Annotated in this window: 23 protein-coding genes, 1 other RNA gene and 1 pseudogene; 11 read left to right on the forward strand and 14 right to left on the reverse strand. The window is 72.5% G+C overall.

All coding sequences use genetic code 11. The features are described from left to right. Positions 1–66 precede the first annotated feature (66 nt). Positions 67–1,143, forward strand: coding sequence for a Zn-dependent alcohol dehydrogenase (locus ABZ464_RS39940; RefSeq protein ID WP_359286307.1), 1,077 nt, complete (start codon positions 67–69; stop codon positions 1,141–1,143). A gap of 24 nt (positions 1,144–1,167) precedes the next feature. Continuing rightward, positions 1,168–2,133: a 3-oxoacyl-ACP reductase gene (locus ABZ464_RS39945; protein ID WP_359286310.1), complete on the forward strand. Its 966-nt coding sequence runs from the start codon at positions 1,168–1,170 to the stop codon at positions 2,131–2,133. Positions 2,134–2,225: 92 nt separating this feature from the next. Here the strand turns inward: ABZ464_RS39945 and ABZ464_RS39950 are convergent, their stop codons facing one another. Together ABZ464_RS39950 and ABZ464_RS39955 are read right to left on the reverse strand one after the other, a co-directional pair. After that, complete coding sequence (locus ABZ464_RS39950; RefSeq protein WP_359286313.1) at positions 2,226–2,384, reverse strand: hypothetical protein; 159 nt, start codon at positions 2,382–2,384, stop codon at positions 2,226–2,228. A 96-nt stretch (positions 2,385–2,480) separates the two neighbouring features. Then, positions 2,481–3,629 carry a hypothetical protein gene (locus tag ABZ464_RS39955; RefSeq protein ID WP_359286316.1) on the reverse strand — a complete coding sequence of 383 codons (1,149 nt, stop codon included), beginning with the start codon at positions 3,627–3,629 and terminating at the stop codon, positions 2,481–2,483. A gap of 512 nt (positions 3,630–4,141) precedes the next feature. Between ABZ464_RS39955 and ABZ464_RS39960 the strand changes: the two genes are divergently transcribed. The 3 genes from ABZ464_RS39960 to ABZ464_RS39970 are packed head-to-tail and all read left to right on the forward strand — an operon-like array spanning position 4,142 to position 7,194. Beyond that, entirely contained in the window at positions 4,142–4,996 is an 855-nt protein-coding gene (locus tag ABZ464_RS39960) for a Nif3-like dinuclear metal center hexameric protein (RefSeq protein WP_359286319.1), read from the forward strand. Beyond that, positions 4,993–5,736, forward strand: coding sequence for a C4-type zinc ribbon domain-containing protein (locus ABZ464_RS39965; RefSeq protein ID WP_359286482.1), 744 nt, complete (start codon positions 4,993–4,995; stop codon positions 5,734–5,736). Before ABZ464_RS39960 ends, ABZ464_RS39965 begins: the two co-directional genes overlap by 4 nt. A gap of 12 nt (positions 5,737–5,748) precedes the next feature. Beyond that, positions 5,749–7,194, forward strand: a complete 1,446-nt coding sequence (locus tag ABZ464_RS39970) for a bifunctional RNase H/acid phosphatase (protein ID WP_359286322.1) — start codon at positions 5,749–5,751, stop codon at positions 7,192–7,194. Here the strand turns inward: ABZ464_RS39970 and eda are convergent. Together eda and yaaA are read right to left on the reverse strand one after the other, a co-directional pair. Continuing rightward, positions 7,166–7,828 (reverse strand): bifunctional 4-hydroxy-2-oxoglutarate aldolase/2-dehydro-3-deoxy-phosphogluconate aldolase, encoded by a 663-nt coding sequence (gene eda, locus ABZ464_RS39975; protein ID WP_359286324.1) that lies wholly within the window; start codon positions 7,826–7,828, stop codon positions 7,166–7,168. The genes ABZ464_RS39970 and eda overlap by 29 nt on opposite strands. Positions 7,829–7,908: 80 nt before the next feature. Beyond that, positions 7,909–8,691: a peroxide stress protein YaaA gene (gene yaaA / locus ABZ464_RS39980; RefSeq protein ID WP_359286485.1), complete on the reverse strand. Its 783-nt coding sequence runs from the start codon at positions 8,689–8,691 to the stop codon at positions 7,909–7,911. 76 nt (positions 8,692–8,767) lie between these two features. Here yaaA and ABZ464_RS39985 point away from each other — a divergent pair, with 76 nt between their 5' ends. After that, positions 8,768–10,201, forward strand: coding sequence for an RNB domain-containing ribonuclease (locus ABZ464_RS39985; protein ID WP_359286327.1), 1,434 nt, complete (start codon positions 8,768–8,770; stop codon positions 10,199–10,201). On the opposite strand, the gene ABZ464_RS39990 is transcribed toward ABZ464_RS39985, so the two are convergent. Both ABZ464_RS39990 and ABZ464_RS39995 read right to left on the reverse strand, forming a co-directional pair. Next, positions 10,152–10,766 (reverse strand): hypothetical protein, encoded by a 615-nt coding sequence (locus tag ABZ464_RS39990; protein ID WP_359286330.1) that lies wholly within the window; start codon positions 10,764–10,766, stop codon positions 10,152–10,154. The genes ABZ464_RS39985 and ABZ464_RS39990 overlap by 50 nt on opposite strands. Further along, entirely contained in the window at positions 10,763–11,563 is an 801-nt protein-coding gene (locus tag ABZ464_RS39995) for a MerR family transcriptional regulator (RefSeq protein WP_359286333.1), read from the reverse strand. The genes ABZ464_RS39990 and ABZ464_RS39995 overlap by 4 nt, the downstream gene beginning before the upstream one ends. A gap of 143 nt (positions 11,564–11,706) precedes the next feature. Here ABZ464_RS39995 and ABZ464_RS40000 point away from each other — a divergent pair, with 143 nt between their 5' ends. The 3 genes and pseudogenes from ABZ464_RS40000 (at position 11,707) to rnpB (ending at position 13,850) form a co-directional block, all read left to right on the forward strand. Further along, entirely contained in the window at positions 11,707–12,528 is an 822-nt protein-coding gene (locus ABZ464_RS40000) for an AraC family transcriptional regulator (RefSeq protein WP_359286336.1), read from the forward strand. A 52-nt stretch (positions 12,529–12,580) separates the two neighbouring features. Further along, positions 12,581–13,327, forward strand: a pseudogene (locus tag ABZ464_RS40005) (DMT family transporter); the annotation flags it as partial. A 115-nt stretch (positions 13,328–13,442) separates the two neighbouring features. Continuing rightward, positions 13,443–13,850, forward strand: an RNA gene (gene rnpB, locus ABZ464_RS40010) — RNase P RNA component class A. Between the two features lie 525 nt (positions 13,851–14,375). Here the strand turns inward: rnpB and ABZ464_RS40015 are convergent. Genes ABZ464_RS40015 through ABZ464_RS40035 form a run of 5 tightly spaced genes read right to left on the reverse strand, consistent with a single transcriptional unit; the run spans position 14,376 to position 19,451 of the window. Continuing rightward, the gene (locus ABZ464_RS40015) at positions 14,376–15,035 is read right to left on the reverse strand and encodes an ATP-binding cassette domain-containing protein (RefSeq protein WP_359286339.1); all 660 of its coding nucleotides are present in this window, start codon (positions 15,033–15,035) and stop codon (positions 14,376–14,378) included. After that, on the reverse strand, positions 15,028–16,038 hold the full coding sequence (locus ABZ464_RS40020; RefSeq protein ID WP_359286342.1) for an ABC transporter ATP-binding protein: 1,011 nt from the start codon (positions 16,036–16,038) through the stop codon (positions 15,028–15,030). The genes ABZ464_RS40015 and ABZ464_RS40020 overlap by 8 nt, the downstream gene beginning before the upstream one ends. Continuing rightward, positions 15,990–16,877: an ABC transporter permease gene (locus ABZ464_RS40025; protein ID WP_359286344.1), complete on the reverse strand. Its 888-nt coding sequence runs from the start codon at positions 16,875–16,877 to the stop codon at positions 15,990–15,992. The genes ABZ464_RS40020 and ABZ464_RS40025 overlap by 49 nt, the downstream gene beginning before the upstream one ends. Beyond that, positions 16,867–17,835: an ABC transporter permease gene (locus ABZ464_RS40030; protein ID WP_359286488.1), complete on the reverse strand. Its 969-nt coding sequence runs from the start codon at positions 17,833–17,835 to the stop codon at positions 16,867–16,869. Before ABZ464_RS40030 ends, ABZ464_RS40025 begins: the two co-directional genes overlap by 11 nt. 26 nt (positions 17,836–17,861) lie before the next feature. After that, entirely contained in the window at positions 17,862–19,451 is a 1,590-nt protein-coding gene (locus ABZ464_RS40035) for an ABC transporter substrate-binding protein (RefSeq protein ID WP_359286349.1), read from the reverse strand. A gap of 320 nt (positions 19,452–19,771) precedes the next feature. Here ABZ464_RS40035 and ABZ464_RS40040 point away from each other — a divergent pair, with 320 nt between their 5' ends. Both ABZ464_RS40040 and ABZ464_RS40045 read left to right on the forward strand, forming a co-directional pair. Further along, the gene (locus ABZ464_RS40040; RefSeq protein WP_359286351.1) at positions 19,772–20,608 is read left to right on the forward strand and encodes a hypothetical protein; all 837 of its coding nucleotides are present in this window, start codon (positions 19,772–19,774) and stop codon (positions 20,606–20,608) included. Next, positions 20,605–21,273: a class F sortase gene (locus ABZ464_RS40045; protein ID WP_359286354.1), complete on the forward strand. Its 669-nt coding sequence runs from the start codon at positions 20,605–20,607 to the stop codon at positions 21,271–21,273. The genes ABZ464_RS40040 and ABZ464_RS40045 overlap by 4 nt, the downstream gene beginning before the upstream one ends. Before the next feature lie 10 nt (positions 21,274–21,283). On the opposite strand, the gene ABZ464_RS40050 is transcribed toward ABZ464_RS40045, so the two are convergent. From ABZ464_RS40050 to tsaD, 3 genes are all read right to left on the reverse strand, one after another. Continuing rightward, a complete protein-coding gene (locus ABZ464_RS40050; protein ID WP_359286357.1) occupies positions 21,284–22,093 on the reverse strand; it encodes a MucR family transcriptional regulator in 810 nt (269 codons plus the stop codon). Positions 22,094–22,216: 123 nt separating this feature from the next. Next, complete coding sequence (locus ABZ464_RS40055) at positions 22,217–22,789, reverse strand: GNAT family N-acetyltransferase (protein ID WP_359286491.1); 573 nt, start codon at positions 22,787–22,789, stop codon at positions 22,217–22,219. Then, complete coding sequence (tsaD, locus tag ABZ464_RS40060) at positions 22,786–23,835, reverse strand: tRNA (adenosine(37)-N6)-threonylcarbamoyltransferase complex transferase subunit TsaD (protein WP_359286359.1); 1,050 nt, start codon at positions 23,833–23,835, stop codon at positions 22,786–22,788. Before tsaD ends, ABZ464_RS40055 begins: the two co-directional genes overlap by 4 nt. Between the last annotated feature and the right edge of the window lie 127 nt (positions 23,836–23,962).

The raw sequence follows: 23,962 nt of genomic DNA on the forward strand, positions 1-23,962 counted from the left end.
TGCCTGACCTGCCTGACCTGAACCGAACTGAACCTGAACCCTGGATGCCCCGAGGGGAGCCGCACCATGCGCGCAGCCGTACTGCACGAGATCGGCCAGGACAAGCTGGAGGTCCTCGACGACGTCGAGGCGGTCGGGTTCGGCCCCGGCCGGGTCAGGATCCGGGTCCGGGCCACCGGGCTGTGCCACTCGGACCTCTCCGCGATGGGCGGGGTGCTGCCGCAGCCCGCGCCGTTCGTGCCCGGACACGAGGGCGCGGGCGAGATCCTGGAGGTGGGCGAGGGCGTCACCCGGGTGAAGCCGGGTGACCGGGTGGTGGTCTGCTGGCTGCCCGCCTGCGGCGCCTGCCCCGCCTGCAAGCGCGGCCAGACCGAGCTGTGCCTGGCCGGGTTCATGAACGCCGGAACCCCCAACTTCCGCCGTCCCGGCGGGGATGTCTTCGGCTTCGCCGGCACCGGCACCTTCGCCGAGGAGGTCGTCGTGGACGCGGGCTGCGCGGTCCCGATCCCGGACGACGTGCCCTTCGACATCGCCGCCCTGATCGGCTGCGGGGTGACCACGGGCCTGGGCGCCGCGCTCAACACCGCCGATGTGGAGGCCGGTTCGTCGGTCGCCGTCATCGGCTGCGGCGGGGTCGGCATCTCCGCCGTGCAGGGGGCCCGGCTCAAGGGCGCCGCCGAGATCGTCGCCGTCGACCCGGTCGCCTCCCGCCGTGAGTCCGCGCTCAGATTCGGGGCCACGCGGGCGGTCTCGCCCGACGAGTTGCCCGGCGCGAAGCAGGAGGTCACCGGCGGTGAGGGCTTCGACTACGTCTTCGAGGTCGTCGGCCGCTCCACCACCGCCCGCACCGCCTACGAGAACACCCGGCGCGGCGGCACCCTCGTCGTCGTCGGCGCGGGCGCCATGGACGACCACCTCCAGCTCAACATGTTCGAGCTGTTCTTCGACGAGAAGCGGATACTGCCCTCGATGTACGGCGGCGGAGACGTCCTGACCTCCTACGAGCGGACCATCGCCCTGTGGCGGGCCGGCCGGATCGACCTCGCCGGGCTCATCACCCACCGCGTTCCGCTCGCCGAGATCAACGAGGCCCTGGACCAGATGCGCACGGGGACGGCCCTGCGCACCTGCATAGAGATCTGAGGGGCGGACCCACGGATGGCGCGGATGACGCAGAGGGCGCAGCTGTCACTGCCGTTGGAGGGGCTCACGGCGATCGTCACCGGTGCCGGGCGCGGGCTCGGCCGGGCCGAGGCGCTGGAGCTGGCCCGGCTGGGCGCGGCGGTCGTCGTCAACGACTACGGGCAGCCCGGGCGCGACGGCTCCGGCGAGGCGTCGGCCGCCCCGGCCGAGGAGGTCGCGGACGAGATCCGGGCGGCGGGCGGCACCGCCCTCGTCCACACGGGCGACGTCTCCGACTTCCGGCAGGCCCGTGACCTGGTCGAGGCGGCGATCGCCGGGTTCGGCAGACTGGACGTCGTGGTCAACAACGCGGGCATCCTCCGTGACCGCATGGTCTTCTCGATGGCGGAGGGGGAGTGGGACTCGGTGATCCGGGTCCACCTCAAGGGCCACTTCAACACCACCCGCTTCGCCGCCGCCCATTGGCGGGAGCGGTCCAAGGCGGCGGGCGCCCCGGTATACGGGCGGATCGTGAACACCTCGTCGGAGGCGTTCCTCGCCGGATCGGCCGGGCAGCCCAACTACGCGGCGGCGAAGGGCGGGATCGTCGGCCTGACGACGTCCAGCGCGCTGGCCCTCGCCAAGTACGGGGTGACGGTCAACGCGATCTGCCCGCGCGCCCGGACCCGGATGACCGAGGACGTCTTCGCCGGGCTCGAGCAGCCCGCCGAGGGGCTCGACCCGCTCGCGCCCGAGCATGTGGCCCCGCTCGTCGGGTACTTGGCGTCACCGGCCGCCGCCCGTGTCAACGGGCAGCTGCTCGTCGTGCACGGCGGGATGGTCGCGGTGGTCGAACGGCCCCGGGTGCGGGCGAAGTTCGACAGCAAGGGCGACACGTTCGGCTTCGAGGAGCTGGACACCGTTCTGGGCGCCCACTTCGCGGACCGGCCGGAGGGGGAGACGTTCGCGGCGGCGGAGGTGCTGGGCCTGAAGAGAGAACAGCAGTCCTGAGAGCAGCATTGTGGCTCGATGCGCGACGGGGCTCCGCCGTCCGGGTATGGACGGCGGAGCCCCGTCGGCGTACTGTCAGGCAGCCGTGCCGCTCAGGCTGCCGCCTCGGCCTTGTCCTCGGCCGGCTTGCGGTGCCGCCCGCTGGGGGCCGCGTTGCCGTCCTGGGCCGAGACCTGACCCCGGTGCCGGCCGTGACCGGCCGCCTCCTGGGCGTCGGCGGACAGCGGCTGCGTCGTGCTTGCGTCGCTCATCTGGTGAGTTCACCCCGTCAACATGATCTTTCTTACAGCCGGGCGATTTTATCCGGCGCACCACGGGGCGAATCCAGGCGGCCACGCCAACCGCAGCTAGTTCGTTACAAGTCGGCCCAGGGGAGCCTGCTGCAGGGGGACCGGACGAGCGGCCGCGGGCTCTGGAACCGTCGGTTCCGGTGCGGCCGGCTCCGGTTCCTCGGGGGTGGTCGGCGGGACCAGGCGGGCCACCGCGCAGGGTTCGTCCCGCGTGGCGTACGGCAGTCGCAGCACGCCGTCCGCCGTCCACAGGCCGCTGCCCGCCAGCCAGCCCTCGGGGGCGGCGAGTTGATGGAGCCGCCGTTCGGCGGGGCGCCAGGTGCCGACCCAGGTGCCGAAGGAGCCGTCGATGCGCAGCGCCACCGCACAGCGCTCGGGGAGCAGTATCTGGCCGGGCTGGACGGCGAACGGCGTGAGCGTGCAGTCGGGCAGCCGCAGGGACTCCGGGAACCGGACCGGCAGGGTGCTGCCGAGGACGCCCCAGCCGAGCCGGGGTGCGCCGGGGGAGGGCGCGTCCGAGCGGATCAGCAGCAGGCCGCTGTCGGGGTCGGCGAGCAGGAGCCGGTCGTCGCTGTCGGCGGCGATCTGCAGCAGCGGGGAGACCTCGCCGTGCTCCAGGTCCACCACGACCGTCTTGGTGCGGCCGCCGAGCTCCCGGTCCAGGGCGAGCATGCGGCCCGTACCGTCCAGCCAGACGCCGCCCGAGCAGCGGCCCGGGACGTCGGCGAGCCGCTCGGGGCCGAAGGCGCCGCCGGCCACCAGCCACACGGTGCTGGTGTGCTCGCCCACGGCGAGGGCGTAGGCGCGTTCGCCGCAGGGCGCCGGCGGCAGCAGCCGCAGCCGGGCCCTCTCGCCCCGGCACTCCACGGCGCCCAGGGGGAGCTCGCCGGTGCCGGGGCCGGTCGGGTAGAGCAGGGAGAAGGTGTGCCGGTCCTCGACGGACCGGCGGACCAGCACCCGGCCGTCGGCCAGCGGCTGCACCTCCGTGCCGGGCTCCTCGGGCTGGTGGACGGGCAGCGGTACCGCATAGGGCTCGGGGCCGTCGAGGGTCCAGCGCTCCGGGAACCACGCGTCGGGGTGGGGTCCGCGGGCGAGACGAGCGCCGTAGGCGCCGCCCGCGGTGATCACACAGGGGGCCGAGGGGACGGGCGGGGTGGGGTCCTCGTCGCCGTCCTCCGCGGTGGGTTCGGTCGCACAGGCCGTCATGGGTCGGTCACCTCCGGCGACGAAGCTAGTTTTCGTACGCGCGGGCGGGGGAGCCGGAGGCGGGGGGCTTCCCTCGTACGAGTGGTGCAGAAGCGATTCGCCCGAGGCGTATGGGGTGGTTGTGCTGCTCCCGGTGGGACCGGGCGCCGAGTCGGGTGCCGGCCCCGGCGCGGCCCGGCCCGGCGCGGCCCGGCGCGGCCCGGCGCGGCGCGGCGTGGCCCGGCGTGGCCCGGCGTGGCCCGGCGTGGCCCGGCGTGGCCCGGCGCGGCCCGGCGCGGGACTCGGCGCGGCCCCGGGCGGGACTCGGCGCGGAACCGGGGCGGGACTCGGTGCCGCACGCGGTCGGACTCGGTGTCGCACGCGGCGGGCGTCGCCGGGGTCATGCGCACGGATCCGGTGGGTGTCATGCGTACGGATCCGGTGGGTGTCATGCGTACGGATCCGTACGGGTGTCATGCGCACGGACTCCCGGCCGTCCCAGGTCCGCAGAGCGGCCAGGTAGCCTTTTCCCCGTGCCCCGTCTGTCTGAAGTCATCGCCGCGCTGGAGAACCTGTGGCCCGCCGAGCGGGCCGAGTCCTGGGACGCGGTCGGCACCGTCGTGGGGGAGCCGGATCAGGACGTCTCCCGGGTGCTGTTCGCCGTCGACCCCGTACAGGACGTCGTAGAGGAAGCCGTGAAGCTGGGGGCCGACCTCCTGGTCACCCACCACCCCCTCTACCTCCGCGGGACGACGACCGTCGCGGCCTCCACCTTCAAGGGCCGGGTCGTGCACACCCTCATCAAGCACGACATCGCCCTGCACGTCGCGCACACCAACGCCGACACCGCCGACCCGGGCGTGAGCGACGCCCTCGCCGGCGCTCTCGACCTGCGCGTCGTACGACCCCTCGTGCCCGACGCGAGCGACCCCGAGGGGCGGCGCGGCCTCGGCCGGATCTGCGAGCTCGACCACCCGGTCACCGTCCGAGAGTTCGCCGCCCGCGCCGCCGAGCGGCTGCCCGCCACCGCGCAGGGCATCAGGGTGGCCGGCGACCCCGAGGCGCTCGTGCGCACGGTCGCCGTCAGCGGCGGCTCCGGGGACAGCCTCTTCAACCACGTCCGCGCCGCCGGCGTGGACGCCTTCCTCACCGCGGACCTCCGCCACCACCCCGCCTCGGAGGCCCGCTCCCACAGTCCTCTCGCGCTGCTCGACGCGGCGCACTGGGCCACCGAATGGCCCTGGTGCGAGCTGGCCGCAGCCCAGCTCGACGAGATCTCCGACCGCAGCGGATGGGGCCTGCGGGTCCATGTCTCGCGTACGGTCACCGACCCCTGGACCGCCCACGCGGCGTCCACCACCTCTAGCGCAATGGGAGCCCCCAACTGAACGCCGCGCCCGCCGACCAGATCCGCCTTCTCGACCTCCAGGCCCTCGACGTCCGCCTGCAGCAGCTCGCCCACAAGCGGAGGTCGCTGCCCGAGCACACCGAGATCGAGTCGCTGACCAAGGATCTGACGCAACTGCGCGACCTGCTCGTGGCCGCGCAGACCGAGGAGAGCGACACCGCCCGCGAGCAGACCAAGGCCGAGCAGGACGTGGACCAGGTGCGCCAGCGTGCCGCCCGCGACCAGCAGCGCCTGGACTCCGGCGCGGTCACCTCCCCCAAGGACCTGGAGAACCTCCAGAAGGAGATCGTCTCCCTCGCCAAGCGCCAGGGCGACCTCGAGGACGTCGTCCTGGAGGTCATGGAGCGCCGCGAGTCCGCGCAGGAGCGGGTCGCCGAGCTGACCGAGCGGGTCGGCGCCGTCCAGGGCAAGATCGACGACGCGACCGCCCGCCGTGAGGCCGCCTGCGAGGAGATCGACGGCGAGGCCGCCTCGGTCACCAAGGAGCGCGAGGTCGTCGCCGGGTCCGTCCCCGCCGACCTGCTCAAGCTGTACGACAAGCTGCGCGAGCAGCAGGGCGGCATCGGCGCGGCCAAGCTGTACGCACGCACCTGCCAGGGCTGCCGCCAGGAGCTCGCCATCACCGAGCTCAGCGAGATCCGGCAGGCGGCGCCCGACACCGTCGTACGGTGCGAGAACTGCCGTCGGATCCTCGTGCGCACGTCCGAGTCCGGGCTGTAAGGGGGCCGCGGCGTGCGGGAGTTCATCGTCGAGGCGGACGGCGGGTCGCGGGGCAACCCCGGGCCCGCGGGGTACGGCAGTGTCGTGATCGACGCGGCGACCGGGGAGACCCTCGTCGAGCGCGCCGAGTTCATCGGGGTCGCCACGAACAACGTGGCCGAGTACCGGGGGCTGCTCGCCGGTCTGCGCGCCGTCCTCGAACTCGACCCGTCGGCCACCGTGCGCGTGCGGATGGACTCCAAGCTCGTCGTCGAGCAGATGTCGGGCCGCTGGAAGATCAAGCACCCCGACATGAAGCCGCTGGCCACCGAGGCCGCCCGGCTTCTCCCGCCCGCCCAGGTCACCTACGAGTGGATCCCGCGCGAGCGGAACAAGCACGCCGACCGTCTCGCCAACGAGGCGATGGACGCGGGGCGACGCGGCGAACAGTGGGACCCGGAGGCGTCCCGGGCCGCCCTGAACACGGCCGCGACCGCCCGCGCCACCGCGACCGCGCCGGAGCCCGCCGGCCCGCCCGGAGACGCGACTGCGGGCGCGGCGAGGGCCCGCGAGGCACTGGCCGCGGCGCGTACGTCGTCCTCGACGGCGGCTGATACGACGGCGGCTGATACGACGGACGCTGATACGACGGACGCTGATGCGACGGAGGCCGGGATGAGCAGCTCGAAGGGCGCTGAGGCCAACGGCTCTGCCGGTGCCGCCGACACCGACCCTGCCGCCGACACCGACCCCACCGCCGTCCCGAAGGCCGCCGCCGATCTGCGGGCGGCCCGGACGGTCGCCACGCCTGCCGGTAAACCCTCCGTCGGCTGGGGTTCCGCCCCCGACCTCGGCGCCCCCGCCACCTTCGTCCTGCTCCGGCACGGCGAGACCCCGCTCACCCCGCAGAAGCGGTTCTCCGGCCGCGGCGGCACCGACCCCTCCCTCTCCGAGGTGGGCCGGGAGCAGGCCGAGCGGGTCGCGGCGGCGCTCGCCCGGCGCGGCACGATCCAGCACATCCTCGCCTCCCCGCTGGCCCGCACCCGCCAGACCGCCGGTGCCGTCGCCGCCCGCCTCGGTCTGGAGGTCACGATCGAGGAAGGGCTGATCGAGACGGACTTCGGCGCCTGGGAGGGCCTCACCTTCGGCGAGGTCCAGGAGCGCCACCCCGAGGATCTGACCCGCTGGCTCGGCGACCCCGAGGCCGAACCGACCGGCGGCGGCGAGAGCTTCGCGGCCACCGCCACCCGGGTCGCCGCCACCCGCGACAAGCTGGTCGCGGCGTACGCGGGCCGTACGGTCCTGCTGGTCACCCATGTAACCCCGATCAAGACGTTCGTCCGGCTGGCCCTGGGCGCCCCGCCCGAGTCGCTGTTCCGTATGGAGCTCTCGGCGGCCTCGCTGTCGGCGGTGGCGTACTACGCCGACGGAAACGCCAGCGTCCGCCTCTTCAACGACACGTCCCACCTGCGTCCCTGAGCCGGGAGGCGGCGCGCGCCAGGCCCTCGATCCGGGCCCAGTCCCGCGCCGCCACCGCGTCCGCCGGCAGCATCCAGGTCCCGCCCACGCACGCCACGTTCGGGAGCGCCAGATACTCCGCCGCGTTGTCCGGGCCGACCCCGCCCGTCGGACAGAAGCGGGCCTGGGGGAGCGGCCCGGCGAGCGAGCGCAGATACGCCGTACCCCCCGCCGCCTGCGCCGGGAAGAACTTCATCTCCCGCACCCCGCGCTCCAGCAGCGCCACCACCTCGGACGTGGTCGACACCCCCGGCAGACACGGCAGCCCGGACGCCCGCATCGCCGTCAGCAGTACGTCCGTCCAGCCCGGGCTCACCAGGAACCGCGCCCCCGCCGCCGCGCACGCCGTGACCTGCTCCGGCGCGATCACGGTCCCGGCCCCGACCACGGCCTCCGGGACCGCCCCGGAGATCTCCCGGATCGCGTCGAGCGCGACCGGCGTCCGCAGCGTCACCTCGATCGCGGTCAGCCCGCCCGCCACCAGCGCCCGCGCCAACGGCACGGCGTCGGACACGTCGTCGAGGACCACGACGGGCACGACCGGCGCCAGATCCAGTACCGAGGCAGCCGAAGAGGAGGGCAGCGGTGAGGTCATGCGCCTCATCCTGCCCTCGGGGTGCAACCCGCGCAAAGGTCATTGCGCATGCTGCAATGACGCAGGCCTGGTGCCCGGGTTCAGTGCACCTCGTCCACCAGCACATCCAGCGTCCAGGGCGTCCCTGCCCGCGCCGGCTCCCGCACCTCCACCACGTACCCGAGCTCGCGCAGCGCCTCCACCAGCTCCGCCGGGCCCTTCGGCGCGATCCCGGCCGCCAGCAGACTCCGTACGATCCGCCCCTTCGTCGCCTTGTTGAAGTGGCTGACGACCTTCCGGGTCGGCGCGTGCAGCACCCGTACCGTCGCGGTCCGCCCGGCGACCTCGCCCCTCGGCTTCCACGCCGCCCCGTACGCCGCCGACCGCAGGTCGAGCACCAGCCCGTCCCCGGCCGCCTCGGGCAACGCCTCCGCCATCGGCGCACGCCAGTGCGTGCCCAGCGCCCCGAGCCCCGGCAGCCGCACCCCCATCGAACAGCGGTACGACGGGATCCGGTCCGTCACCCGGACGGCGCCCCACAGCCCCGAGAACACCAGCAGCGACCGCCCCGCGCGCCTCTTCGCGGGCGCGTCCAGCGAGGCCAGGTCCAGGGCGTCGTACAGGACCCCCGTGTAGATCTCCCCGGCGGGCCGCGCGCCCGCGGTGTGCAGTTCCGCGTTCTTGGCGACCTCGCCGCGCAGTCCCTCGCTGAGCCCGAGCACCTCGCGCGCCTTCTCCTCGTCGCTCGCGCACAGCTCGGCCAGCTCACCGAGCACGGCCTCCCGGGCGGCGGTCAGTCCGGGCAGCGCCAGCGACTCCAGCTTCAACGGCGCGCCACGACCGGACGAGGCCTTTCCCTCGGAGGGCGGCAGCAGGACAAGCACGGGGTTCTCCTTCTCGGTGGGGCTCTGCGACAGCGTACGGCGTGCCACCGGGCCGCCCTCGCCCTACGCTCGCCGTATGCCCCGCCGCCACATCCGCGTGACCGGTGCCCCCGAAGCCGCCCTGCGGGACGCCCTCGACCAGCTGCGCACCGAGCTCGGCGCGCCGCTCGCCTTCCCGCTCGGCGTCCTGGCCGAGGCGGAACGCGCGGCCAGGGCCCCGGCGCTGCCGCCGTACGACGCCACCGACATCCCGTTCCTCACCATCGACCCGCCCGGCGCCACCGACCTCGACCAGGCACTGCACCTGTCCCGGCAGGGCACCGGCTACCGCGTCCGGTACGCCATCGCCGACGTCGCCGCCTTCGTCGTACCCGGCGGACCGGTGGACGAGGAGGCCCACCGCCGCGTCACCACCCTCTACTTCCCCGACGGGAAGCTCCCGCTGCACCCGGCCGTCCTGAGCGAGGGCGCCGCCAGCCTGCTGCCCGGCCGGGACCGCCCCGCCGCGCTGTGGACCGTCGACCTCGACGCGGACGGCCGTACCCTCGCCGTCGACCTGCGCCGCGCCCTCGTCCGCAGCCGCACCAGACTCGACTACGCGCAGGCGCAGCGCCGGATCGACGACGGAACGGCGGAGGAGCCGCTGAGCCTGCTCGCCGAGGTGGGGCGCCTGCGGGAGACCCTGGAGGCGGAGCGCGGCGGCATCTCCCTCAACGCCCCCGAACAGGAGATCGTCGACCACGACCACGGCTACGAACTCACCTACCGCGCCCCGCTCCCCGCCGAGGGCTGGAACGCCCAGCTCTCCCTCCTCACCGGCATGGCCGCGGCCGACCTGATGCTGGCCTCGGGCACCGGCATCCTGCGCACCCTGCCCCCCGCCCCCGACGGCGCCGTCGGCAGACTGCGCCGCACGGCGCACGCCCTGCGCATCGACTGGCCGCATCACGTCTCGTACGCCGCCCTCGTCCGCTCCCTGGACCCGCACCGCCCCGCCCACGCGGCCTTCCTCCAGGAGTGCACGACCCTGCTCCGGGGCGCCGGCTACACCGTCTTCCGTGACGGGAGGCTGCCGGACATCACCACCCACTCCGCCGTCGCCGCCCCCTACGCCCACTGCACGGCCCCTCTCCGCCGCCTCGCCGACCGCTACGCCACCGAACTCTGCCTCGCCGCCGTCGCGGGCGAGCCCCCGCCCGAAGGGGTGCTCGCCGCCCTGGACGCCCTGCCGAAGGAGATGGCCGAGGGCGGACGCCGCGCGAACGCCGTCGAGCGGGCCTGCGTGGACCTCGTCGAGGCGGCGCTGCTGAAGGACCGGGTGGGCGAGGTGTTCGAAGGCTCCGTCGTCGACCTGGACGACCACCGCCCGACCACCGGAACCGTCCAGCTGGAGTCCCCGGCGGTCGTCGGCCGCGTCGACGGCGACCCGCTCCCCCTCGGCGAACGCCTCCGCGTCCGCCTCACCGAGGCCGATCCAGCACACCGGACGGTGCGTTTCGCTCTCGCGTGACGGCTTGTGCGACGGCTTGTACGAGACTGCCGGCGTCGTCGGCGTGCAGACGGACGACGGTGATGTCCCGGCGGCGGCCGAGGAGGCTGAAGTGGGGGACGGGCTCGGTCAGTTCCAGGGTGAGGGAGGTCTGTGACCCGACCGCGAGGTTCAGCTCGGCGTCGGCCCGCTCATGGGTGTGCGCCCGCTCACGCCGTACCGCCGCGACCCGATCCAGCGGGATCCGCAGATCGACGTGACCGGCGTACCGGACGCGCAGCTCATGGCCGTACAGGACATGCGGCCGCACCACCATCGCGGCGTACAGCCCGACCACGAACAGCAGGGTGTAGACGTCGACGACCAGCACCACCCGGTGCGCGGTGGGCCGGTCGCGCAGCAGCACCGACATGGTGAACGTCTCGACGAGGCACACGAACCCGAACCCGGCCATCACCGCGCCCTGCCCCCGCGCATACCCGAACGCCCGCCCGCCCCCGACCCCGTGCAGCCGCCGGCCGGCCCACAGCACCAGGCTGACGAGGAGCCGTATCTCATGCAGGACAAGTGCCCGGACCGCTCTCACGGCTCCTCCGTGAGGATGCGCAGGGTCCGGCGGACGGCTTCCGCCTGGGCGGGGGCGAAGTCGGCGTACAGGGCCCGCAGGAAGGAGTGCTCGTGATCGATGGCGGCGCGGTCCGGGAGCAGCTCGCGCGGGGTGCACTCGGCGAGCCGCCGGGCGGCCGTCTCCACCCGGGGGTCGTCGGGCTCGGCGTCGGCGAGGGCGTCCAGCAGGGCGTACGCCTCGTCGACGCGGGCCACCGCCTCCGGTGACTCGAGGAGCGAGCCGAGGGCCGTGAGCAGCCGTTCCCGTTCGGCCGGGGGCGCGGCCGTCTCCATCAGGGCGAGGACCTCGCGGTCCAGGGCGGCCATGGGGGACTCGGAGACCCGCTCCGCCGTCCGCGCGAACAGCGCGGTGAGCTCCGGGGAGACCGGCCCCTCGGCAGGCAGATGCTCCGCCTCCAGCAACACCCGCAACCGTTCCCGCCGCTCCCGGATCGCCGCCTCCTGCCGGGCCAGCTCCTGATCGAGCTCGGTGAGCACCTCGACGAGGTCCTTCCCGGCGACCTCGGCGAGCTCCTCCCCGGGGCCCTCCGCGAGGACCCTCCCCGCATCCTCGGCGAGGACGTCCCTGATCTCCGCCAGCCCGAGCCCGAGCTCGGTCAACCGCCGGATCCGCGAGAGCACGACGGCGTGCCGCAGCGTGTAGTCCCGATACCCGTTGGCCAGCCGCTCGGGCTCGGGCAGCAGCCCCTGATGGTGGTAATGCCGCACGGCCCGCGTGGTGACGCCGACAGCCTCGGCGAGTTCTCCGATCCGCATGGGACCAGTAGAGACGTTGACGCTGCGGCAGGGTCAAGGGCGGACGCCTTCGCCCCGGACACCTCGGACACCTCGGACACCTCGGACTTTCTCCGACCCGCCCCGTGTTGCACCCTTCGAGCGGACGAAGGGGTGCGGCAGGCATGGAACAGGCACTGTGGACGAGAGCGAGGCTGGGCCGCTGCGGCCCGCCCCTCGACCTCCTGACCGCCCGCTTCGACAAGCACGTCTACGCCCCACACGCCCACGACGAGTTCACGGTCGGCGTCTGCGTCGGAGGCTCGGAGATCATCGACTACCGGGGCGGCCACATCCGCACGGGCCCCGGCTCCATCGTCGTCCTCGCCCCCGGCGAGATGCACACCGGCGGCCCCGGCAACCCCACCGACGGCTACGCCTACCGCGCCCTGTACGCCGGCCCTTCCCTCCTCACCGAGGGCACCCTGGGCGGCACCCCGCACTTCCGCGAGCCCCTGATAGACGACCCGGAACTCGCCGCGGCCTTCCGCGCCGCCCACACCACCCTGAGCACCTGCCCCGACCCCCTGGAGGCGGAATCCCGCCTCCCCTGGCTCCTGACGGCCCTGTCCCGCCGCCACTCGACGGCCAGGCCGCTGCCGGACACCGTCCCCGGCGCACACCGCATAGCGCTCGCGGTACGCGACCGCCTGGCCGACGAACTCCAGGCACCCCCCTCCCTCGCCGACCTGGCCGAGGGCCTGGACCTGTCCCGCTACCAACTCCTCCGCGCATTCCGTACGACGATGGGGGTACCGCCGTACGCCTGGCTGGCCCAGCACCGCGTGCACCGCGCCCGCGCCCTGCTGGACGCCGGCCTGCGCCCCGCCGAGGTGGCCCCGCTGGTCGGCTTCGCGGACCAGGCACACCTGACCCGCTGGTTCCGCAGGGTCCTGGGCGTGACGCCGGCGGCGTACCGCAACAGCGTTCAAGACGCACGGTACTGACCGGACCGAAACTGCGGGCATGACTGCACGCGGCTGGTTCCTGTTCTCCCTGATGGGAGTGGTCTGGGGCATCCCCTACCTGCTGATCAAGGTGGCGGTGGAGGACCTCTCCCCGTCGATGGTGGTGTTCACGCGGTGCGCGCTGGGCGCACTGCTCCTGCTGCCCTTCGCGATCCGCCAAGGCGGCTTCGTGCGGACCGTCCGGGCGCACTGGGCGCCCATGCTGGCCTTCGCGTGCATAGAGATCATCGGCCCCTGGTTCACCCTGACCGACGCCGAGCGCCACCTCTCCAGCTCCACGGCGGGCCTGCTGATCGCGGGAGTCCCGATCGTCGGCGTGCTCGCGGCCCGCTTCTTCGGAGAGGGAGAGATCCTGGGCGCCCGCCGGATGACGGGCCTGGCGGTGGGCCTGGCGGGCGTGGGAGTCCTCACGATCCCCCACCTGACCGGCGGAGACGCGCGCTCCCTGGCCGAGGTGCTGCTGACGGTGGTGGGCTACGCGACGGCCCCTCTGATCGCGGCCCGCCGCCTGAAGGACGTCCCGACGCTGCAGCTCATAGCCCCCTGCCTGGCCCTCTCCGCGCTCGTCTACGCCATACCGGCGGCCCTGACCTGGCCTTCTGAGATGCCGTCCACCCCCGTCCTCTCCTCCCTGGCGGCCCTCGGCACGATCTGCACGGCGATCGCCTTCGTGGCCTTCCTGGAACTGATCAAGGAGATAGGCCCGACGCGCTCGACGGTGATCACGTACGTGAACCCGGCGGTGGCGGTGGCGGCCGGCGCGATCTTCCTGGACGAACCGTTGACGACCGGCGTCCTGCTGGCCTTCGCCCTGATCCTGGCGGGTTCGGTGCTGGCGACGGCGGCTGGTCCCCGCCGGGACAGGCGCCCGGTAACATGGTCGACACGGCAGACGAGCCGGGCGGACGGCCGCGTGGAGTCCCCCTAGGGGGCTTCCCGAGGAACGTCCGGGCTCCACAGGGCAAGGTGGTGGCTAACGGCCACCCGGGGTGACCCGCGGGACAGTGCCACAGAAAACAAACCGCCCGGTGCTTCGGCGCCGGGTAAGGGTGAAACGGTGGTGTAAGAGACCACCAGTGCCCAGGGCGACCTGGGCAGCTAGGTAAACCCCACCCGGAGCAAGGTCAAAAGGAGCCGCTGTAAAAGGCGCGCTCTGCGCGGACGCTCGAGGGCTGCCCGCCCGAGTCCGCGGGTAGACCGCACGAGGCCGGTGGCAACACCGGCCCTAGATGGATGGCCGTCTCCCCGGCCGCCGCGAGGCGGTTGGGTGACAGAACCCGGCGTATAGCTCTGCTCGTCTGCCGCCCTTTATTTCCGCAGGTCAGAGGCTATGTTCACTCGCTGAACAAACTCCCCGGGTCGAATCCGGGGCGAATTTGGGTTCTAGGTATCGTCGTCTCTGTCCGCCATGCGTGCGGCATATCCGGCATCTCGGGTGTCAAATGTGGTCTGGTGCCGGTCTGTAGCGGACATCTCGGCACCGGATGCACCGCGAAGTACATGTACGAGGTGTCTTCTTGCCAACCCACTCTGGCTGAACTCGATCACTGCTGGTCGCCCCCGCGGTAGAACCTGGAAGTGATCACTGGCTAGAACATCTCGCTGATTGTCTTTGCCGGGAACCGGGTCGGTTTTGGCCTCAAATACCGTCAGTTCCGTCCGACCTGTCGATACGCAGGTGGGGCACGTGGGGCGCCCTGTGGGGGTGAGAGTGGTCGGGAAGTCTGCGGAGGGCGGGACGGCAAGCCTCGGACGCGCTCGACAGTCTCGTCAGGCGTGTCCGTGCTGGTGTGGGCTGATGTCGCGTTGCCCCCAGCGATGAACGGTTAACCGCGGAGCGTCTCCCAGTGGATGGTGCGGTCGCACCAGCGGGACAGGAGGGTGCGGTCGTGGCCGACGGCGAGCAGGCCGGCGCCGGTGGTGTGGCGGTAGTCCTCGACGACCGTGACGAGGGCTGCGGTGGTGGAGGCGTCGAGCATGGCGGTCATCTCGTCGCAGATGAGCCAGCGCGGGCGAAGGATGAGGGCGCGGGCGAGGCAGGCGCGTTGGAGTTGGCCGTCGCTGACTTCGTGGGGGCGTCTTCCGAGCAGGTCCGGAGTCAGGCCGACGGTTGCCGCGAGCTCGGTGACCCGTTCGGGCAGTAGTGCCTTGCGGCGGCCGGTGGCGCGCAGGGGTTCGGCGATCAGGTCGGTGAGTTTCAGCCGGGGGTCCGCCGAAAGTCTGGGTTGCTGGAAGACGACGCCGAAGGCAGTGCGCTGTTCACGCGGGGCGCGGTGGCGCCAGTGGCGTACCGGTGTGCCGTCGAGGTGGACGGTTCCGGAGTCGGGACGGTGCAGGAGGGCGGCGACACGGGCGAGGGTGGATTTGCCGCAGCCGCTGGGGCCGAGCAGGCCGACGGCTTCGCCAGGTTCGACGGTGAGAGAGGCGCCTCGGATGACGGGTGCGTGGCGGTCGTATCCGGCGGTGATGGCGTGCAGTTCAAGCACGGGCGTCCTCCGCGACGTGCGGGTGATGGCAGGCGACGGAGTTCGTCATCGGAGGGGCTGTGGTGCAGGTGCCGGTGACGCGGGTGCAGCGTGGTGCGAACGCGCAGCCGTCGGGGAGGTCGCCGAGTTCCGGGGGCATGCCGGGGATGGGGGCGAAGACGCGGTCGGGCAGGGCGTCTAGCAGGCCCCGGCTGTAGGGGTGGCGGGGGCCGGGCGTGCCGAAGAAGGCGTTGGCATCGGTGATCTCGACGATGCGGCCCGCGTACATGACGGCGACGCGGTCGGCTGTTCGCTCGGCGGCGGCCAGGTCATGGGTGATCATCAGCAGGGCGCGGTCGGCGTCGTCGATGTGGCGGCGTAGTTCGTCGACCGTGTGCTCGACCAGGTCACGGTCGAGTCCGGTGGTGGGTTCGTCGGCGAGCAGGAGGGGCGCGTTGCCGACGAGGGCGAGGGCGGTGGCGGCGCGTTGGGCGAGGCCGCCGGAGAGTTCGTGGGGGTGGCGGTCGAGGTGGTCGAGGGGGAATGCCGTGCGGGACGCGGATGCTTCGGCGGCTTTGCGTACGGCCGTGCGGCCTCGGACGTCCGTCAGCGCGGTGACCGTCTCCTCCAGCTGGGAGCGGATGGTGCGCACCGGTGTGAGGTGTGCGGCCGGGCTCTGCGGGACGAGGCCGATGCGGCGGCCCCGGATGGCGCGGGCCAGAGTCCGTTCGTCGGCGGCGAGCAGGTCGAGGTCGCCGAGGCGGGCCTCGCCCGCGGTCTGGGCGTTGGCGGGGAGGAGGCCGAGGAGGGCGGAGGCGAGGACGGACTTGCCGCAGCCGCTCTCGCCGATGAGGGCGAGGCATTCGCCGGCCGCGACGTCGAAGCGGGCGTCGGTGACGGCGGCGATGCGGCGATCGCCGGGCATCAGGAAGCGCACCGACATGCCGCGGACCGAGAGGATCGGGGGTGGCTGTGTCACAGCATCAGCTCCGATCGGCTGCGGGGGTTGATCCGTTCCCGCCATGCCCCGGCGAGGCCGGCGATGGCGAGGGTGGGGATGATGATGAACAGGCCGGGGAAGAGGGTCGGCCACCACTGTCCGGCGAGCAGTGAGCCGCGTGCGCTCTGGATGAGGTTGCCGAGGCTGGCCATGTGGGTGGGCAGGCCCAGTCCGAGGAAGGACAGCGCCGACTCGTGCCACATGGCGTGCGGCACCATCAGCACGGCGGCCAGTGCGGCCTGGGGCAGCACGCCGGGCAGCAGGTGTCGTACCGCGATCCGCCACCGGGATGCGCCGCCGGAGACGGCGGCGTCGATGTAGGGGCGGGAGCGCAGGGACAGCACCTCGGCGCGCACGATCCGGGCGGTGGACAGCCAGTGGGTGAGCGCGACCGAGACCACCACCGGCCATACGCCGGGCCGGAACATCGCGACGATGAAGATGCCGAGCAGCAGGTGGGGTACGGACGAGAAGGTGTCGACCAACCGCATGAGGCCGCGGTCGGCCCAGCCGCCCAGGGCCCCGGCGGCAGCACCGACCGCGGTGCCGATCACGGTGGCCGTGAGCGCTGCGGCCACGCCGACCAGCAGGGAGACCCGCAGGCCGTAGACGCAGCGCAGGAGCAGGTCCCTGCCGACGTCGTCGGTGCCGAAGGGGTGCGACCAGCTCGGCGGGAGCAGTTTCGAGGACAGGTCGACGGCCTGCTGGTCGAGTTGGACCAGCGGCGGCACGAGGAGTACGGCGAGGGCCGTCGCGGTGACCAGAACGGCGGAGGTACGCACCCGTACGGTCCGGGTGGAGCGGCGTTTCGTCCCGTAGGACCGCCAGGCGGCCGGGTCGGGAGCGGGGGAGTCACATGTCACTGAACTTCACCCTCGGGTCGAACAATCCGTAGAGCAGGTCGGCGAGCAGGTTGCCGGCGAGGACGGCGGCGGTGGCGAGTGTGGTGAGGGCGGCGAGGAGGGGGAAGTCGACGGCGGTGGCGGCCTCGACTGTGGCCGCCGCGATGCCCGGCCAGCTGAAGACGGTCTCCACCAGCAGGGCGCCGGTGATGAGTTCGGGGACGCGGGAGCCGATCAGCGTGAGTACCGGGAGCAGTCCGGAGCGCAGGGCGTGGCCGAGCAGGACGGTGTGCTCGCTCAGGCCCCGTGCGCGGGCGCCGCGTACGGGGTCCTCGGCGAGGGCGCCGGTGACCCCTTGGCGTACGTAGAGGGTGAACCAGGGGAGTTGGGAGACTGCGAGCACTCCGGCGGGCAGGATCAGGTGGCTTGTCACCTGGCCTGGGGTGACCTGTTCGCTGGCGGTGTCGGTGAGGCCACCGGCCGGGAGGACGTCCAGCTGGAGGGCGAAGAGCCAGACGGCCAGCAGCGCGATCCAGAAGACCGGTGCGGCCTCCAGGGTGTAGGCGAGCGAGGTGACGCCCCGGTCCAGCCAGGAGCCCGGCCGCCGTGCGGCCAGTACCCCCAGCAGGGTGCCGGTCAGCACGGCGGCCACGAACGCGACCGCGCACAGCAGTGAGGACCACAGGAGGCGTTCGCCGATCACCTGGGCGACCGGCTGGCGCAGCACGCTGGACTGGCCGAGGTCTCCGCCGAGGGCGGAGGTCAGCCAGTGCCACCAGCGGGCGGTGAGGGGCTGGTTGACGCCGAGGTTGTCGCGCAGCCGGTCCAGCGTTTCCTGGTCGGCGCCGAGGGCGGCGGTGCCGGCGTACGCCCTGACGGGGTCGAAGGGGGAGGCGGCGGCGATGGCGAAGACGCCGAAGGTGACGACGAGGAGGATGGGGGCGGCGAACAGCAGTCGCCGCCCCGCCAGGCGTGCCATCGCTCCCCAGGGCAGGGATGCGGCGGTCACTTCTTGGGCTGCCAGTCCTCGATGTTCCACCAGGGGCCGCTGGCGAAGCCGTGCTCGTGCGGTTCGAGCTGGGTGGTCAGCCCGTTCCAGCGGTCGGCGAGGACGTAGAGGTGGTCGATGTGGGTGAGGAAGGTGTAGCCGGGGTTCTTCACCAGCTCGCGCTGCAGTGACTCGTACGCGGCTTTCCGTGTCGCCGTGTCCGAGCTGCGGCGGCCGGTGTCGAGGGCCTGATCGACGATCGGGTCGTCGTAGCGGGCCATGTTGTTGAATCCGTCGCCGGCGAGGGAGGAGTGCAGGAGGGTGTAGAGGCCGAAGTCGGGGTCGCCGGTGCTGCCGAAGCCGGCAAGGACGGCGTCGTTCTTCATCCGCGGCTCGATGACCTCCCAGGTGGCGCTCTCCACCTTCACGTCGATGCCCGCCTTCTTGGCGTCGGAGGCGTAGGCGAGGGCGTGGTCCTGGCGGACCTTGTCGCCGGAGGGGTAGAGGAGCGTGAACGCGGCCCGCCGGCCCTCCTTGGCGCGGATGCCGCCGTCTCCGGTCTTCCAGCCCGCCTGGTCCAGGATCCGCTTGGCCTTGCCGAGGTCCTGGGCGCGCTCGATGCCCTTGGCGAACCAGGGGTCGTCGACGGGGAGGGGCCCGTACGCGGGCCGGCCCGCGCCGTCGAGGATCTTGTCGACCATGGCCTTGCGGTCCACGGCGGCGTCGAGGGCCTGCCGGATCGCGCGGTCGGCGGTGACCTTGTTCTCCTGGGGGAGGGTGACGGTGCGGAAGTCGTAGGATTTGGCGTCGTACGTCTTCAGCCCGTTGTCGTTCTTGAAGGTGGCGGCGAGGTTGGGCGGGAGGATCGCGCCGTCGAGGTCGCCTGAGCGCAGGCGGGTGGCGCGTACGTTGTCGTCGGAGATGACGGCCATGGTGAACGTCTTCACCTTCGGCTTCCCGCCCCAGTAGTTCGGGTTGGCCTTGAAGGTGAGCTTCTCGCCCTTGCTCCAGGTGGAGAGGACGTACGGGCCGGTGCCGACCGGTTTGGTGTTGAAGGAGCCGGTGTTGGGGTCCTGCGCTCCGGCGATGTGCTCGGGGACGATGGGCAGGACCGTGCGCCCGGCGAACGGCGCGTAGGGGTACTTCAGTGTGAAGACCACCTTGTCGCCGTCCGCCCGTACGTCCTTGATGGCGTCCAGTTCGCTGCGGGCGGTGTTGTTGGTCTTCGCGTCGAGGATCGTGTCGTAGGTGAAGACCACGTCGGCGGAGGTGAGCGGCTCGCCGTCGCTGAACTCCACGCCGTCGCGCAGGGCGTAGGTGTAGGTGAGCCCGTCGGCGGCGACCTCGGGGAGGGCCTTCGCCAGGGCGGGTCTGAGCTTCAGGTCGGCGTCGCGGGCGAGGAGCCCGTCGAAGACCTTGGAGTTGCCGTCCTTGCCGTAGCCGAGCAGCGGGCTGAGGGTGTCCGGCTCCGACGCCACCCCGATCACGACGGACTCGGCGGCCTTGCTGTCACCGTCGCCTTCGCCGCTGCTGGGCGCCGAGCAGGCGGCGAGCCCGGTGACCATCGCCGCCGTGACGGCGGCACCTCGTATCCGACGGGTCGTCATCAGCCTCACACCTTTGTTGCGATCGAACTGTTGTTGCGAATCATTTGCGACAACAGGGCTACCCAAGGTCGCCGGGCGTCAGTCCGGTTCGCGTCCGGGATCCTTCGGGAGCGTCGCGTGGGCTTGAACACCCGGCACCCTTCTTGCGTTACATAGGTAACTGCATATGAGTCGCAATAAGAGCTTCGATTGCTGTAACTGCTGTGCAGGCAAGGGGCGTTGGTGTCCGGGTGGGTCGTTCGAGGTGCCGCCCGGCGTCGCGCGGAAGCCGTACGAGATGCGGTCACCCGGCTTCCGGGGGCCGCGGAAAAGGAATGAACGTGACAGCCAAGCGCACCGCCCGTCTCGCGGTACTCGCCGCTCTTCCGGCCGCCTTGCTCGGTGTGGCGGGCTCGGCACCGGTGTTCGCGGAGGAGGACACTCCGGCCTACCAGATCGACCTGGAGCAGCTGAACGACTCCGGCTCCAAGGGAACGGTCTTGCTGAGCGCCCGCGGCACGGAGCTGACGGTGTGGATCAAGTCCGAGGGCATGGTGCCGGGCCAGCCCTCGGCGCAGCACCTGCACGGGTCCACCGAGGGGCACGACTTCGTGTGCCCGGACGACAGTGCCGACACCAACGGCGACGGGATCCTGAACAACACCGAGGCCACGGTCCACTACGGCGACATCAACATCGCGCTCACCGTGTCGGGCGACACCGACGCGGCGACCAGTGGTCTCGCGGTGGACCGGATGCCGGTGGCGGACAAGGAGGGGAAGATCTCCTACAAGCGGACCATCCCCGTCTCGCAGGACGTGATCGACCACATCAAGGACCTGCACGTCGTGCAGCACGGCATCGACCGCAACGGCAACGACAAGTACGACTTCGAGGGGGCGGGCAAGAGTGAACTCGACCCGAAGCTCCCGCAGGAGGCGACCGCTCCGACCAACTGCGGCGAGGTCAAGGGCGCGGCGGTCGGGTCCGTCCCGGTCGGCGGGATCGAGACCGGCACCGGGTCTTCCGGCGCAGGCGGCATGTCCCCGGGAATGCTGATCGGCACCGCCGCCGCGGCCTCGGCGACGGCTGCCGGCGTTTTCGTCGTCACGCGTCGGCGGATGGAGTCCACGTCCCGTGCCGCGGCGACGCCGGCGGAGACCGGGAGTGCCGCGTGAACCGCTCCGTCGGCACCGGCGTACGGGCCGGAGGAAGGCGGGGCCGCGCCGCTCTGATCGTGGCCGCTACGGCGGTCCTGCTCCTCACCGGCTGCGCGGGCCAGGACACAGCGGGCTCGCAGACCTCTCCGGGCCAGACCACGGACCTGGGCACGGGCGGCGTTCAGACACCGGCGGCGGGTTCGGGCGGTGCCCAGGCCGTCGCCGCCCTGGACAGGTCGGTGCCGACGAAGGTCACCATTCCCTCCCTCGGTGTGTCGAGCGCACTGGAGACGCTGGGGCAGAACGAGAAGGGGGCGATGACGACCCCGAAGGACCCCGATCTGGCGGGCTGGTACGAGCCCGGACCCACCCCCGGCTCGGAAGGGCCCGCGGTGATCGCCGGGCACGTCACCTGGAACGGAGCGGACGCGGTCTTCAAGAAGCTGAAGACCGTCAAGACCGGTGACACCGTCGAGGTCTCACGCGAGGACGGCAGGACCGTCACCTTCACGGTGGACCGGGTCGAGGAGTACGAGAAGGCGGCGTTCCCCACCCTGGAGGTGTACAAGAACCTCGACTACGCGGGGCTGCGCCTGGTCACCTGCGGCGGCGAGTTCGACGCGGACCGGCACTACTACCCCAACAACGTCGTGGTGTTCGCCACCATGACAGCCGTCGTGTAGAGCGGCGGCCTCACCGCGCACCGGTCCGGGCCGCCACCCATGGGATGCTGCGGCCGGTGGCTGCCGCCAGTTCCCGGAGCGTGGCGCCCTCGGCCGTCCGCTCGCGCAGCCACACCCTGATGTCCTGGGCGCCGACGCGTTCGGCGGCGGCACGGTCGTTCAGCTGGACGCGTGCGCGTCGGCCGGTGGCGGAGTTCTGTCCGCTGGGGCGGATGGGGATGCCGTACTCGGTCAGCAGCCGTCGCACCGGGTTCCTGCCGATGGCGAGGATGCGGGCTGTGTCCTCGATGCTGTGCTGCTGGTCGGCGTACACGGTCCGCAGCGCCTGTTCGAGGTCGGTGAATCCCTGGGCCCGCAGTGCGGCGGCCGTTCGTTCACCGGCGGCGCGGGTCTGGGTGCGGCGGCCCGCGTCGAGGCTTGCCCGCCGGGCCTGCCGTAGCTCCTCCGAGTCCGGTCGGCGCTGTGCGTCGGTGTTCCAGCGTCTGCGGGCCAGTTCGCCGGAGCGGGCCATCGCCCGGCCTGCCTCGAAGCGCGTCTGGGTCTCTTCCGATGCCCGGTATCCGGCGAGGCGGGTGCGGGACTGCTGCCGGGAGAGGGAACGCGCGCTGAGCGCCCGGGTGCGCAGCAGGCCGAACTCCCGGCGGTACTCGGCCGCGGTCATGTCGTGGACGCGGATGTGCGCCCCGAGTGAGCGGAAGGCCCGCCCGCACACGTGGCAGACCACGGTGTCGGTCGCTTCGTCGCGGATCAGTCGGCCGAAGTTGGGATGCCGGGCCCCGAGGGCGGATGGCGGGATCCCGGGGCCGCTCTCGACAGCCATGATCGGACTTCTCCCGGTTAGGCGGCGGGCGCGGGCGGTGCCCAACCCGTGACGACGGTGTGGCCCGCCCGGCGAGGAGGCGGTGCCGGAGCCCGGCGGTGCCTAGGACGGGGCTCCGGGTTCTCAGAGGGGTTGGGGGGCCAGGGAGCGGGCGGGGTGGTGCGGTCCGAGGAAGACGGCGATGCCCTTGCCGTCGGGGGAGGGGTGGGTGGCCTGGGTCCAGCCCTGGCGGCGGTAGAAGGACATGGCCCGGGGCGACCGGACGGAGGTGAGGAGCCAGGAGCGGCCGTCGGGGGCGTCCGCCGTCACCGCCTCCAGCAGTTCGCCGGCCAGGCCCGTGCCCTGGGCCGCCGGACGGACCGCGAGTTCGTCGATCTCGCGGGCGCCGACCAGCCAGGCCATGGTGTGGTCGGGGCCGAGGCCGGCGGCGGCCTGGGGATAGCAGCGGTCGGTGGGGAAGGGGGCGCGGGTCGTCCAGGCCGTGGCGAAGCCGACGACGTCCGATCCCGTGAAAGCGAGCGCGGCGGTGAAGCCGGGACGCCGGACGTCGTTGACCAGCCGGCCCAGGAATTCGATCGCCTTCTCCTCGTCCTCGTTCCACGGCGGCGCGCAGAACGCCTCGACGTAGACGTCGTGCAAGGCGCCTGAGTGCGCGCGCACTTCGGCGCCCTGGAAGATGCGGATGTCGCTCATCAGGCCGCCACCGTCCCTGTCGAAACCGGGTGCAGGCAGGCGTACTCCAAAGGCGCCGACGGGTCGATCGACACGTCCAGCGGTGCGGGATCGACTCCGGCCCGTACGAGGAGGTCACCGACCGCGGCGATCATCGCGCCGTTGTCCGTGCACAGCTTCAGGGGCGGCACACGGAGCATGATCCCGGCGGCCCGGCATCGCTCCTCGGCCAGCGACCGCACCCGGGAGTTCGCGGCGACCCCGCCCACCACGACCAGGGTCCCCACGCCGTACTCGCGACAGGCCGCGACCGCCTTGCGGGTCAGCACGTCGGCGACCGCCTCCTGGAGCGACGCCGCCCCGTCGGCCACCGGCAGCTCGCGGCCCACGTGGCCCTCGGCCCAGCGGGCGGCGGCCGTCTTCAGCCCCGAGAAGGAGAAGTCGTACGACCCCGGCAGCGGACGGGGGAAGGAGACAGCACGCGGATCCCCCGCGCACGCCACCCGATCGATGGCCGGACCACCGGGATACGGCAGCCCGAAGACCCGCGCGACCTTGTCGAAGCACTCCCCGGCGGCGTCGTCGAGGGTGTCGCCGAGGTGGACGATCGGATCGCGGGCCAGGTCGCGGACGAGGAGGAGGGAGGTGTGGCCGCCGGAGACGATCAGCACCATGCAGGGATCCGGCAGCGGGCCGTGCTCCAGGGTGTCGGCGGCCACATGGCCCGCGAGGTGGTGGACACCGTACAGAGGCACACCCAGCGCGTAGGCGATCCCCTTCGCCCCGGCAAGGCCCACCTGGAGCGCACCCGAGAGTCCCGGCCCGGTGGTGACGGCCACGGCACCGACATCGGACAGCGCCAGGCCGGCCTCGTCCAGCGCCTGCCGGACGACCGGGCGCAGCGCGTGCAGGTGCGCCCGGGAGGCGATCTCGGGCACGACCCCGCCGAAACGGGCGTGCTCGTCCATGCTCGACGCCACCGCATGCCCCAGCAGCCGCCCGTCACGGACCAGCCCGGCGCCGGTCTCGTCACAGGACGACTCGATGCCGAGCACGATCGGAGAAGCCATCGCCCACCCTTCCTGCACTCTGAAAGTTATTGCAAGTAGTGTGCAATAGGTCGGGTGGTCGTGTGTACCCCTTCAGGGGTGTGCAGGTCGCCGCCCGTAGAGTGCGTGTTTGTTTGTCCCCGGACCC

The organism is Streptomyces sp. NPDC005820 (genome assembly GCF_040630255.1).
GTDB lineage: Bacteria > Actinomycetota > Actinomycetes > Streptomycetales > Streptomycetaceae > Streptomyces.

Coding starts and splice junctions, on each gene's coding strand:
- ABZ464_RS39940 (WP_359286307.1), top strand. CDS start 67: ATGCGCGCAGCCGTACTGCACGAGATCGGCCAGGACAAGCTGGAGGTC.
- ABZ464_RS39945 (WP_359286310.1), top strand. CDS start 1,168: ATGACGCAGAGGGCGCAGCTGTCACTGCCGTTGGAGGGGCTCACGGCG.
- ABZ464_RS39950 (WP_359286313.1), bottom strand. CDS start 2,384: ATGAGCGACGCAAGCACGACGCAGCCGCTGTCCGCCGACGCCCAGGAG.
- ABZ464_RS39955 (WP_359286316.1), bottom strand. CDS start 3,629: ATGACGGCCTGTGCGACCGAACCCACCGCGGAGGACGGCGACGAGGAC.
- eda (WP_359286324.1), bottom strand. CDS start 7,828: ATGACCTCACCGCTGCCCTCCTCTTCGGCTGCCTCGGTACTGGATCTG.
- ABZ464_RS39985 (WP_359286327.1), top strand. CDS start 8,768: ATGCCCCGCCGCCACATCCGCGTGACCGGTGCCCCCGAAGCCGCCCTG.
- ABZ464_RS39995 (WP_359286333.1), bottom strand. CDS start 11,563: ATGCGGATCGGAGAACTCGCCGAGGCTGTCGGCGTCACCACGCGGGCC.
- ABZ464_RS40000 (WP_359286336.1), top strand. CDS start 11,707: ATGGAACAGGCACTGTGGACGAGAGCGAGGCTGGGCCGCTGCGGCCCG.
- ABZ464_RS40020 (WP_359286342.1), bottom strand. CDS start 16,038: ATGGCGGGAACGGATCAACCCCCGCAGCCGATCGGAGCTGATGCTGTG.
- ABZ464_RS40030 (WP_359286488.1), bottom strand. CDS start 17,835: ATGGCACGCCTGGCGGGGCGGCGACTGCTGTTCGCCGCCCCCATCCTC.
- ABZ464_RS40035 (WP_359286349.1), bottom strand. CDS start 19,451: ATGACGACCCGTCGGATACGAGGTGCCGCCGTCACGGCGGCGATGGTC.
- ABZ464_RS40050 (WP_359286357.1), bottom strand. CDS start 22,093: ATGGCTGTCGAGAGCGGCCCCGGGATCCCGCCATCCGCCCTCGGGGCC.
- tsaD (WP_359286359.1), bottom strand. CDS start 23,835: ATGGCTTCTCCGATCGTGCTCGGCATCGAGTCGTCCTGTGACGAGACC.